The sequence below is a fragment of the Dehalococcoidia bacterium genome (genome assembly GCA_035310145.1).
Classification (GTDB): domain Bacteria; phylum Chloroflexota; class Dehalococcoidia; order CAUJGQ01; family CAUJGQ01; genus CALFMN01.
The window spans coordinates 33427-43902 of sequence record DATGEL010000012.1; the positions used below are offsets into that span (position 1 = coordinate 33427).

Genomic DNA, 10476 nt, shown 5'->3' on the forward strand with positions numbered 1-10476 from the left:
GCGAGGGCGCGAATCGGGCGAATCGGGCGAAGGCGCCCTCGCCCGTGAGCGCCCGGCGAAGAGGACGGTTCCGGCCATGAAGCAGAAGAAGACCGCGACGAAGGCGCCGCGCGACTGGGTTCGCCTGCTGCGCCGACTCGACGCGGTGCGCTGGGAGCTGCCGGCGGAGGCCGTGCCGGGCATGCGCGTGCCCGGCCGCATCTACGCCAACGAGAAGCTGATCGCGCTGATCGCGAAGGACGAGGCGGTCGGCCAGGTGGCCGGCGTGGCGGGGCTGCCGGGCATCGTCGGCGCGGCGCTGGCGATGCCGGACATCCACCAGGGCTACGGCTTCCCCATCGGCGGCGTGGCGGCCACGCGCGTGAGCGACGGTGTGGTCTCGCCGGGGGGCGTCGGCTTCGACATCAACTGCGGCGTGCGTCTGTTGCGCACGAGCCTCTTCCGCCACGAGGTCGAGCCGCGCCTGGGCGAGCTGCTGGATCAGTTGGCGCGCGACGTGCCCGCCGGCGCCGGCACCGGCACGAAGGCGATCTCGGCGGACGACGAGGAGGGCGTGCTCTGGGAGGGCGCGGCGCGGGCGGTGCAGATGGGCCACGGCAGCGAGGCCGATCTCGCCCTGCTCGAATCGAACGGCGCCCTGCCCGATCCGGAGCCGGCGCTGGTGAGCGAGCGGGCGCGCAAGCGCGGCCTGCCGCAGCTCGGCACGCTCGGCTCGGGCAACCACTTTTTGGAAGTGCAGGCAGTGGACCGCGTCTTCGACGAGGAGGCGGCCGCGGCCTATGGGTTGGAGGGCCGCGGCCAGGTGGTGGTGATGCTGCACACCGGCTCGCGCGGGCTGGGGCACCAGGTCTGCCAGGACTTTTTGGGCCTGATGCAGGGCGCGATGCAGCCGTACGGCATCTCCGTGCCGGACGCGCAGCTCGCCTGCGTGCCGGTGCGCTCACAGGAGGGCCGCGAGTACCTGGGCGCGATGGCTGCCGCGGCGAACTTCGCCTGGGCGAACCGCCAGGCGATCACCGGCGCGGTGCGGCGCGCCTTCGGACGTGTGCTCGGCCTGCGCGACCCCGATGCCGCGCTGCCGGTCGTGTACGACGTCTCCCATAACATCGTGAAGATCGAACGGCATCAGCTCGACGGCGAAGAGATCGAGCTGTGCGTGCACCGCAAGGGCGCGACGCGCGCCTTCCCCGCCGGCCATTCCGAGGTGCCCGAACTGTACCGCGGCGTGGGCCAGCCGGTGCTGGTGCCGGGCGACATGGGCCGCTATTCGTATGTGTGTGCCGGGCTGCCGGGAGCGATGACGGAGACGTTCGGCTCCTGCTGTCATGGCGCGGGTCGCGTGCTCAGCCGCAGCGCCGCCAGGCGCAGCCTCGCCGGCGTGGATATTGTGCAGCGCCTGCGCGGCGCGGGCGTGCTGGTGCGCGCGGCAAACAAGGCGGACCTGGCCGAAGAGGCGAGCGAGGCGTACAAGGACGCGCGTGAGGTCGTGCTCACCGTGCAGGAGGCCGGCATCGCCCGCATGGTGGCGCAACTGCGGCCGCTTGGCGTCGTGAAAGGCTGAGCCAGATGCTCATCGCCGCAATGTGAGCATGGCAGATGGGCGCTGGCAGCAAACCTCACTGAAGTTGGCCGGAAAGCTCAAGCCAAGCATGGCTTCGAAACCGATCGTCGATACGACCCGACTCGCGCGGACATCGATATCCGGTAGAGTCCGGTCTTCAACGTGCATGCCATGGATGCGCCAGGTCTTTCCCGACAGCAGCGTAATCAGCCCGAAGGCTTCGAGCAGCGTGTGTTCGCGTGCTGATTCTGGAGATCGGGTAGCTGGTATCGGGGATGAAGGCGATCGAGAGGAAGTCACCGGCGCTGATCGGTGCCCCCGTCCCTGAATGGTGATCTCAGTGTTTGCGTTGGCCACCGCTTCTCCTCGGCCGCCAGTTCTCGTCCAGCGTCGCACGCCAGTCATCCCAGGAGCGATAGCGGGCAAAGGCGTTGAATAGATAGTACCGGCGGTCGGAGCCCTCAGCCGCACGAAGGATCGCAATAGAAGGCACCTGGACGCTGTCCCGTGTTGGACCGCGCACCACGATGATTCCCGCCTCGGGCCTCCCGTGATCGGCCTCATCCGTGACCTGCAGTAGGATCCACTCGTCGCGGTAGCGCTCGGTAATCTGGTCTATGGTCAGAACTTCTTCGGAATCCGGGGTCACGATGGCTGCTTCAACCGCCGCGACCTTTGCTTTCGCCTTCATGCCGCACCCACCTCGTCGTCTCACGCTCGATTCAATCGAAAGCCGGCCTTGCCCGGACGCGCCTGGGCCAGGCGCCGAGATCTGCCACCGGCTCCGCGCTGATCACTGCGGCGACGGTCACAAATGGCGCAGGAAGCGGTCGGGGTTGGCGAGGAAGTCGCGGGTGAGGCGGACGTGCTCCAGTTCGTCGTAGGCCGCGGGGGCGATGCTGCCGTCCTCAAGCAGCAGGATCTCGGCGCCGGGCAGCGCCATGAGCAGCGGCGAGTGCGTGGCGATGATGAACTGGCAGTCGTGCTGCACGCGGTCCTTGAGCAGCGCCAGCAGGCTGAGCACACGCGACGGCGAAAGCGGTGTCTCCGGCTCGTCCAGGAAGTAGAGGCCGCCGGGCGCCAGGCGCGCCTGCAGGATCGCCAGAAACGTCTCGCCGTGCGAGCGGGCCAGCGGCTCCTCGCCGTAGCGCGCCGCCAGCGCCCGGCGTTGGCCCGCCATCAGCCCCGTGACGCGAATCTGGCCGCTGCTGCCGTCCGGCAGCCGTGCGCGGAAGTCCTGCTCCAGCACGCGCAGACCGGACATTTCGCCCGCCACACGCCGGGTGAAGCCGAAGACGTCCTCGGCGCGCAGAAAGAGCTTGACGCGCGGGTGGCGCCGGCGTTGGAAGCGGAAGGCGCGGGCGAACTCGCGCACGCCGTGCAGGCTGTCGTCGCGGTCGAGGTCGCGGCTGCCCACCGCCACGGCGCCCATGCCGGCGGCGAGCCCTTCCAGCAGGCTCGACTTGCCGGAGCCGTTCTCGCCCACGAGAAAGGTGACGGGCGCGCTGAACGCGAGCGCGTCCAGGTCACGCAGCACGGGCAGCGACCAGGGAAACTGGCCCGCAGGCCGCGCCGGGGCACGCCGCTCGATGCCGGAGAGAAAGATCACCTGCCGAGTGTAGCAGCGCCGGCGTGCTAACTTCGGCTGAACGGAGCGACAAACCGTTGCCGTCGCGGCACGTCCGGGCGGGGCGGGCAGCGTAGAAGGGAACACGGTCATGGCGAAGCGCGTTGAGCGGCGCACGGTCGACCTCACGCAGTATCCCGATCTGGTGGTCATCTATCTCGGCATGCGCGTCAATCGCTGGTTCGGCTTCAGGCGGCTGCTGGGGCTGGGGCCGCAGATCCAGAAGTCGGTGGCGGCGCAGCCGGAGGGGCTGCTGCTGCACGAGAACCTGTTCTTCTCCCTGCGCCACCTGGGCATGCGCCAGTACTGGCGCGATTGGGAGTCGCTGGAACGCTGGACGCGCAGCGAGCCGCACCAGCGCTGGTGGAAGCAGTTTCTCAAGGACTCCGGCGGCACCGGCTTCTGGCACGAGTCCTACTTCCTGCGCGGCGGCATGGAGGCGATCTACGACGACGTGACAAGTCCGCTCGGCTTCCTGAAGTTCGCGCCATCAGAGGCCGCGCGCGGCGGCATGTTCTCCGCCCGCCGTCGCGCCGGTCTGCCGGGCGACTCGCCCACGCCCGTCCTGGACGAGCAGGCGCTCTACGCCGGCGGCCCAACGCGGTAAACTGCCGTCGGAGCGTGCTGTCCCCGCCGCGCGTCAACGCGCCTCTCCCTTCCCCTCACGTGCCGCGTGTGCCACGTGTGCCGCGTGTGCCATAAGAAGAGGGCCGGTCCTGGCACAGAACGGGTCGCCTCGACTCGTCGTGCCTATGGGAAAGCGCGAGGCGGTGGTGTTCAGCGCAAGCCCCATTCCTGCCGGGAGATCGTTCCGTGACCGCAACCGTGCCCAGCGCCTACGCCGACTGGCGAGAGACCTACAAATCGCGCTGCCAGAGCGCCGATGAGGCAATGCGGCTCATCCACGACGGCGACCTCGTCGGCCTGACGATCCTGGCGCCGGCCGAGCTGACCGCTGCCTTCGAGCGGCGGGCGAAGCAGCTCGATCGCGTGGATATCCGCCTGCTGGCGCCGCGCGAGCTGCAGCTCTTCACGCCCGATGGCCCGCGCGGCGAGAAAGAGATCGAGCTGTTCATCGGCGACATCTCGCGTCCCAGCCACGACGCGCGCATCACGACCTATCTGCCCAATACCTTCATGCTGGGGATGAAGGCGTTCGACGACGGCCGGCCGGAGGCGCGCCTGCCCGACGTGTTCCTGACGCCGTGCAGCCCGCCGAACGAGGCGGGCTACGTGCACTTCGGCCCGCACATGTGGAACCGCAAGGCGTACATCCGCCGCTGCAAGCGCTCGATCGCGATGATCGACCCGAACATGATGCCCGTGCACGGCGATGTCTGGCTGCACGTCAGCGAGATCGACGCCTTCGTGGAAGGCGTCGTGCAGCCGGTGGACATGACGGCGATGGCGCGGCGCATCGAGGTGGAGACGCCGCCAGAGAACCGGCCGGCGCTGCGCCGCCTGCTCGGCCTGGCGCTGCCGGAGCAGATCGCGCTGGTGCAGGACCGCTTTCCCCTGCTGCCGCCCGATATGCTGGAGCGGGCGCTGGGCCTGAGCGAAGTCGACGAGGCGTCGAAAGGCATCGCCGCCAACCTGCGCGAGCTGATCCGCGAGGGTGCGACGATCCAGATCGGCGTGGGCGAGCCGAGCCAGCTGATGGTCAAGGCCGGCGCCTTCGACGTCGCGCACGGCCTCGGCATTCACACCGAGCTGGGCTCGCCGGGGCTGGCGCAACTCTGGCAGCGCGGCATCGTCGACAACGCGCGCAAGCGCCTGCATCACGGCGCCAGCGTCGCCGTGGCCTGGAGCGGCTGCGACGGCGAAGACATGCGCATCATCCGCGACAACCCCGCCTTCCAGCTCTACGACCCGGATTACCTGCTCAACCCGCTGCTGATGGCGCAGAACCCGCGCATGACCTCGATCAACAGCGCCGTGGCCGTGGACGTGCTCGGCCAGATCGCCAGCGAGGATCGTTTCGGCGGCAACATGATCAACGGCACCGGCGGCCAGCCCGACACGCATATCAGCGCGGCGCTGTGCAAGGACGGCCGCGCGATCACGGTGATGCGCTCGACGGCGCTGGCCGGCTCCGTCTCGAAGGTGGTGGCGCGGCACGAAGCCGGCACGCTGATCACGATCCCGCGTTACCTGGCCGACACGATCGTGACCGAGCACGGCGTCGCCCGCCTGCTGGACAAGAACCACCGCCAGCGCGCGGCCGAGCTGATCAGCATCGCCCACCCCGACTTCCGCGCCGAGCTGCGCAAAGAGGCGGCGAAGATCGTGGGTGAGCTGTGAGCGGGCCGGCGGAGCAGGCGATGCGCTTCGCGCTCTCGGCCTCGGTCTTCCTGCAGATCTACAGGTATGGTAACGTCCCCGTGTTGCATCCGGCCCCACCGCCGGGTGAGGATTGAAACCCTTCGCCGGCGGAGCAGCACCACGGCCTGATCTACGTGGCGCCCTGCCCCGCGGGCGCCGAGTGCCTGCTGAACGATGAGCACAGCGGCTTCCGCCGGGTCAGCCCGGACTACCACATCGCCCCCTTCCTCAGCGAGGAGCGCATCGCGGCGGCGAGCCTGGCCGAGCCGCTGCCGCGCACCGCGCGCGAGACGCGCCGCGTGGCCGAGGCCGTCGCCCGGCTGCTCGGCGGCACGACTCCTCCGCCCCCGTCGCCGCGCTCCCATACTCACGGATGAGGCAGTCGTGGGCTATGAAGGATGACTCGCCGCTGTCGCCTCCGCGTTTACCTGCTCCACCAGGCGCAGCAGGCGGCCCAGCGTCTCGAGCCGCTCGGCCGGCGTCTCGCCCTGCGGGTTGGCCTGCAACGTCGTGACGCCGGCGTCGCGGTAGACGCGCAGGCGCTGCTTCACCATCGCCTCGCTGCCCAGCAGGTTGGACTGGATCACGAACGCGTCCGGGATCAGCGCGGCGGCTTCGTCGCGGCGCCGCTCGAGCCACAGATCCTGCACGCGCTGCGCCAGCTCGGCGTAGCCCTGGCGGGCGTAGGCGTCCTTGTAGAAGTTGTGGTCGCGCGAGCCCATCGCGCCGATCTCGAAGGCGAAGCCCGGCTTGCGCGGCGCGATCAGCCGCTCCAGGTCGTCGCCGAAGGCCACCACGCCGCCGGCCATGCGGTCGATCGCCGCGAAGTCGCGGCCGGCGCGCGCGGCGCCGCGGCGCAGCGGCGCAAAGAAGACTTCGGCGTGCTCCGGCATGAACGCGCTGGCGATCCAGCCGTCGGCCAGGGCGCCGGTCAGCTCCAGGCTCTTCGGACCGAGCGTCGCCAGGTAGATCGGCACCTCCGCCGGCGGGGCGCTGCTCTTCAGGGCGCGGCCCACGCCGCCCGGCAGCGGCAGTTTGTAGACCGCGCCGTCATAGGTCACGCGCTCGCCGCGCACGGCCATGCGCACGATTTCGACCGTCTCGCGCAGGCGTGTGACCGGCTGCTTGAAGGGCACGCCGTGCCAGCCCTCGATCACCTGCGGCCCGCTGGTCCCCAGGCCGAGGCTGAAACGGCCGTCCGAGAGCGCTGCCAGGCTGAGCGCCGACATCGCCAGCACGGCCGGCGTGCGGGTGCCCGCCTGCACGATCGCGCTGCCCAGACGGATGCGGCTCGTGCGCGCGGCCAGGTAGGCCAGCGGCGTGAGCGCGTCGAAGCCCCAGGCCTCGCTGGTCCAGACCGAATCCACGCCCAGCCGCTCGGCTTCCAGCACGTAGGCGGCCGTCTCTTCCCGCCGATCGCGCCCCAGCCCGACGCCGATCGCCACCCGCATGGCCGTGCTCCTAACCACGCCGTCGCCGCCGCGCTACGCGGCGAACTGCTGGGCGATCGCCTGCAACTGACGCAGGTGGTCGAGGTCGTGTACGCGCATGAACAGCAGCCACTCGCGCCAGTTGAAGGCGCCAAAGGTCTGATGGGTGATCGCGATCTCGAGGTGCTCGTCGCCGCGGGCATGCAGCACGCGGGCGAGCAGTTGCTCGCGCCGCCGCGTATGCGCTTGCCAGTAGGCCTCGGCCGTGGTCAGGCCGGCGCTGGTTTCGCCCGAGATCGTGTCACGCACGGGCGGCGGCAGGGCGCCGCCATCGAGGATGCCCTCGATCGCGCGGGCGCCCGTCTCGTTCATCTGCAGGATGTGGGTGTAGACCTCCGCCGCCGACCAGGCGTCTGGGCCGGGGCGCTCAGCGAAGCGTGCGGCGGGCACGGCGGCGCCGGCCTCGCGCAGCGGCATGGTATCGCGGCGCACCTTCTCCACCAGTTCGGGAATGCTGAGCTTGTTCGCCTGCGCCAGGAGATAGCCGCGCACACGCTGGGCTTCGTCGGCTTGCGTTGTCATCGCCATTCTCCTGCGCCGCGGGCGCGGCCCGGCTGCGTTGTATGGGATACTATCTTCAAGATAGTTCACGGTCAAGCGGGGTGGCTGGATCGCCCGCGTCCAGAGTGCGGCTGCACAGCGCGGGCACGCGGGGAACGGGAGTACCGCAGGTGGCGAGAACGCGCAGCTATCAGCACTTCTGCCCGGTGGCGCGCTCGCTGGAGCTGATCGGCGAGAAGTGGTCGTTGTTGGTGGTGCGCGATCTGCTGCGCGGTCCGCAGCGCTTCAGCGACCTGCTCGCATCGCTGGGCGGCATCACGCCGAAGTGGCTGACGCTGCGGCTGCGCGAGCTGGAGGCGGCCGGCATCGTCGCGCGCGACGCGCGGCCGGGGCGGCGCGAGGTCTGGTATCAGCTCACCGCGGCGGGGCGCGACCTGGCGCCGGTAGTGGAAGCGCTTTCGGTATGGGGCGTCGAGCATGCGATCCGGCCGCCGCAGCTCGGCGAGGCGGTGCACCCGGCGCAGACGATGTCGGGCATCGCCAGCGTGCTGAACCGGCGCGGCCGCCTCCTCGAGCGGCCGGCGGTCTGGGTGATTCGCTTCGCGGCCGATCGCGCCTGGACGCTGCGCTGTGACGGCGCCCGTTGGTCCGTGCAGCGCGGCGCCGCCGAGCCGGCCGACCTGGCGATCGAGGCGACGCCGGAAGCGTGGGTGACGTTTCTGCTCACGCCGCCGCCGCAGCGGGCGGCGCTGCTGGGCGGCCTGCGCGTCAGCGGCGCCGCCGAGCAGCTTGAGCTGCTCGTCAACCGCTTCGGCTGGTGGGAACGGCCGGCCCGCGCGGCGGCGCAGCCGTAGCCACGCGGCGATCGAGCAAGCCGCGGTTATTGCAAACGCTTTGCAGCGCGCTTACGATGCGATTGAACCGGCCGCGAGGTAGTCTCGATGCGCCCTCTGCCCCGTCGCGTGTATGTCGCGGTGGCGATCGTCGCCGTTGCCGCGGTCGTTGCTTTTGGTATCGCGGTCGCGGTGTCGCCGTGGCAGCCGCGGCTGGTCACCTGGCTGATGGCCGGCGAGATCGGCGTCGCGGTCGTGGCCTCGCTGCTCGTACCGGTGCCGCTCGCCACGCGCACCTTGCACTACGTCAATACGACGGCCTTCCTGCTGGCCGCAGTGCTCTTGCCGGCGCCGCTCGCGATGGTTGAGGCGGCGCTCGCCTGGATCATCACGGATCAGGTCCGCCGCGCGGGTTGGCGGGCGGCGCGCCAGATCCCCTGGATTGAGACGGTGTTCAACGCCGCACAGGTGGCCCTGCGCGTCGCGGCGGGAGCGATCGTCTTCCGTTCGGTGAGCGGCGTGCCGCTGGTGGACGGAACGCTCACCGATCGGATGCTGCTCGCCGTTGTGGCGGCCGGCGTCGCGATGTACCTGACGAATCAAGTCCTCGTGCAAGGCATCGTGAGCGTGCAGTCCGGCCGCTGGCGCCTTGGGGCACTGCTTCGGCTCGTGCGCGTGGACCTGGTGCAGGAAGGTTCCTTGCTGCTGCTGGGCGTGCTCGGCGCGATCATCGCCGGGCGCGCTCCGCTGGCGATCGCCGTACCGCTTGCCTGCACCATCGTGATCCACCGCGAACTCTCGCGCTCACGCGGCGAGGCGCTGGTGGATGTCACAGGATCGGATGCCCCTCCGCGCCTGGCGGCCGCCCCGAGCGCGACGGCGCCGCTCACCGCCATGTTCTGGTGGGCGAGCTGACAGACCGACCCGATGGTTCACACCCGCAACGAGTGGGCTAGCAGCCGGCACACCAGCTCATATCGGCGTGCACCGGCGTGGCCTGATGGCCGGCGCCGATGCCGCCGCCCACCGCCGCCAGACCAAGCACCGCCGCCACCAGCAAGCCGCGCAGCCCGAAGCGCTTTACCCGACGCATCTCGTTCTCCTTCGTAGCCATGCGGCGTTGTGCCGCACCTTGAGCAACGAAGGCAGGCGCTCCCTCCCGCAGCGGCGCCGAGTAACGGAACAGGAACAGATGCGTTGCGGGCCGGTCTCGGCGTTCATGGCGCGGCGCGGCCTCGGCTGGCAAGCGACCCACGGCGTCTGGCCGGATGCGGCGCAACTGCATGCGGCGGCGTCAGACCCTCGGCCGGTGGCGGCAGTCAGGCACTCACGAAACACCAACCGCAAGGAGGAGCGAACCACGATCGGCAATGAAGCGAGTGCCGCCGCCCACGGGCGGCGGCACTCATGCATTCACTGCTGAACGAGCGAGAGATACACGCGACTCTGGTTTCCAGCCAGAAATGGGTTGTCAAACATCACCAGCGAGCCGGCGTCCGACGAACGTATCTCCCAACAGAGATTGCCGCTGATGGTGCCCCCGGTGAAGGTTTCCGAGTCGGGCAGCTCGTTTGGGATCACGCCGCAGCTATTGTCGAAGGTCGAGTAAGCGACGGCGCTGGCGCCGACCGCCCGCAGGCGAAAACCGCCATCGAGCTTCGCTGAGCCGGAACCGGTAAACGTGGCCTGCAGTTGCGCGATGAAGAATTGGTGATCTGCCGCAGGCGGTTTGTTGAATTGATTCCGCACAAGCACCGCCTGCGTCGCGTTCGGCTGGACGGATAGCACCTTTACGCGCCAACCGTCGCCCAGGGCAACCTCGGTATTGACGGGAACGGGGTTTTCGCGCGTGCCGGCCGCAGCAGGAGTGGGACTCGGCGATGGACTGGGCGTGCGTGTCGGCGGTGGCGTGACCGTGACGAGCACGGTCTTCACGACGGGCGCCGGCGTATCCTGCGCCTGTTTCTGCAACGCAGCGACCGTGGCCTGCAGATCGGCAAGCTGCTGATTTTGCGCGCTGATCGTCGCCTGCAGATTCCTTGTGTCCGGAGCGGCGGCGGCCACACTGGCGGCCGGCGGCCTGGTGGCGTTCGCCTTTGCGCTGGACCTGGTCGCGTTGTTGTTGCCGCTGCAGGCGGCGAG

Annotated in this window: 13 protein-coding genes; 6 read left to right on the forward strand and 7 right to left on the reverse strand. The window is 69.8% G+C overall.

Annotated elements, in window-relative coordinates:
* Positions 1-76 precede the first annotated feature (76 nt).
* A complete protein-coding gene (locus tag VKV26_02160; GenBank protein HLZ68691.1) occupies positions 77-1561 on the forward strand; it encodes an RtcB family protein in 1485 nt (494 codons plus the stop codon).
* 9 nt (positions 1562-1570) lie between these two features.
* Here VKV26_02160 and VKV26_02165 read toward each other — a convergent pair whose 3' ends face one another.
* From VKV26_02165 to VKV26_02175, 3 genes are all read right to left on the reverse strand, one after another.
* Complete coding sequence (locus tag VKV26_02165) at positions 1571-1918, reverse strand: hypothetical protein (GenBank protein HLZ68692.1); 348 nt, start codon at positions 1916-1918, stop codon at positions 1571-1573.
* The gene (locus tag VKV26_02170; GenBank protein HLZ68693.1) at positions 1899-2252 is read right to left on the reverse strand and encodes a hypothetical protein; all 354 of its coding nucleotides are present in this window, start codon (positions 2250-2252) and stop codon (positions 1899-1901) included. Before VKV26_02170 ends, VKV26_02165 begins: the two co-directional genes overlap by 20 nt.
* Before the next feature lie 117 nt (positions 2253-2369).
* A complete protein-coding gene (locus VKV26_02175) occupies positions 2370-3170 on the reverse strand; it encodes an AAA family ATPase (protein HLZ68694.1) in 801 nt (266 codons plus the stop codon).
* Positions 3171-3279: 109 nt separating this feature from the next.
* Between VKV26_02175 and VKV26_02180 the strand changes: the two genes are divergently transcribed.
* The 3 genes from VKV26_02180 (at position 3280) to VKV26_02190 (ending at position 5887) form a co-directional block, all read left to right on the forward strand.
* Complete coding sequence (locus VKV26_02180; protein ID HLZ68695.1) at positions 3280-3795, forward strand: DUF4188 domain-containing protein; 516 nt, start codon at positions 3280-3282, stop codon at positions 3793-3795.
* 206 nt (positions 3796-4001) lie between these two features.
* A complete protein-coding gene (locus VKV26_02185; protein ID HLZ68696.1) occupies positions 4002-5489 on the forward strand; it encodes an acetyl-CoA hydrolase/transferase C-terminal domain-containing protein in 1488 nt (495 codons plus the stop codon).
* Between the two features lie 155 nt (positions 5490-5644).
* Positions 5645-5887, forward strand: coding sequence for a hypothetical protein (locus VKV26_02190; protein HLZ68697.1), 243 nt, complete (start codon positions 5645-5647; stop codon positions 5885-5887).
* A gap of 12 nt (positions 5888-5899) precedes the next feature.
* On the opposite strand, the gene VKV26_02195 is transcribed toward VKV26_02190, so the two are convergent.
* The gene (locus tag VKV26_02195) at positions 5900-6961 is read right to left on the reverse strand and encodes an LLM class F420-dependent oxidoreductase (GenBank protein ID HLZ68698.1); all 1062 of its coding nucleotides are present in this window, start codon (positions 6959-6961) and stop codon (positions 5900-5902) included.
* A 33-nt stretch (positions 6962-6994) separates the two neighbouring features.
* Positions 6995-7522: a DinB family protein gene (locus VKV26_02200; GenBank protein HLZ68699.1), complete on the reverse strand. Its 528-nt coding sequence runs from the start codon at positions 7520-7522 to the stop codon at positions 6995-6997.
* A 149-nt stretch (positions 7523-7671) separates the two neighbouring features.
* Between VKV26_02200 and VKV26_02205 the strand changes: the two genes are divergently transcribed.
* The gene (locus tag VKV26_02205; GenBank protein ID HLZ68700.1) at positions 7672-8355 is read left to right on the forward strand and encodes a helix-turn-helix domain-containing protein; all 684 of its coding nucleotides are present in this window, start codon (positions 7672-7674) and stop codon (positions 8353-8355) included.
* 87 nt (positions 8356-8442) lie between these two features.
* Positions 8443-9249, forward strand: a complete 807-nt coding sequence (locus VKV26_02210) for a hypothetical protein (protein HLZ68701.1) — start codon at positions 8443-8445, stop codon at positions 9247-9249.
* A 37-nt stretch (positions 9250-9286) separates the two neighbouring features.
* On the opposite strand, the gene VKV26_02215 is transcribed toward VKV26_02210, so the two are convergent.
* The gene (locus tag VKV26_02215) at positions 9287-9427 is read right to left on the reverse strand and encodes a hypothetical protein (protein HLZ68702.1); all 141 of its coding nucleotides are present in this window, start codon (positions 9425-9427) and stop codon (positions 9287-9289) included.
* Between the two features lie 320 nt (positions 9428-9747).
* The coding region (locus VKV26_02220; GenBank protein ID HLZ68703.1) for a hypothetical protein at positions 9748-10476 on the reverse strand (729 nt) is incomplete at its 5' end.

Excerpts from the sequence above, each read along its gene's own strand:
- VKV26_02160 (HLZ68691.1), top strand. The coding sequence starts at position 77 with ATGAAGCAGAAGAAGACCGCGACGAAGGCGCCGCGCGACTGGGTTCGC.
- VKV26_02170 (HLZ68693.1), bottom strand. The coding sequence starts at position 2,252 with ATGAAGGCGAAAGCAAAGGTCGCGGCGGTTGAAGCAGCCATCGTGACC.
- VKV26_02180 (HLZ68695.1), top strand. The coding sequence starts at position 3,280 with ATGGCGAAGCGCGTTGAGCGGCGCACGGTCGACCTCACGCAGTATCCC.
- VKV26_02195 (HLZ68698.1), bottom strand. The coding sequence starts at position 6,961 with ATGCGGGTGGCGATCGGCGTCGGGCTGGGGCGCGATCGGCGGGAAGAG.
- VKV26_02200 (HLZ68699.1), bottom strand. The coding sequence starts at position 7,522 with ATGACAACGCAAGCCGACGAAGCCCAGCGTGTGCGCGGCTATCTCCTG.
- VKV26_02210 (HLZ68701.1), top strand. The coding sequence starts at position 8,443 with ATGCGCCCTCTGCCCCGTCGCGTGTATGTCGCGGTGGCGATCGTCGCC.
- VKV26_02215 (HLZ68702.1), bottom strand. The coding sequence starts at position 9,427 with ATGCGTCGGGTAAAGCGCTTCGGGCTGCGCGGCTTGCTGGTGGCGGCG.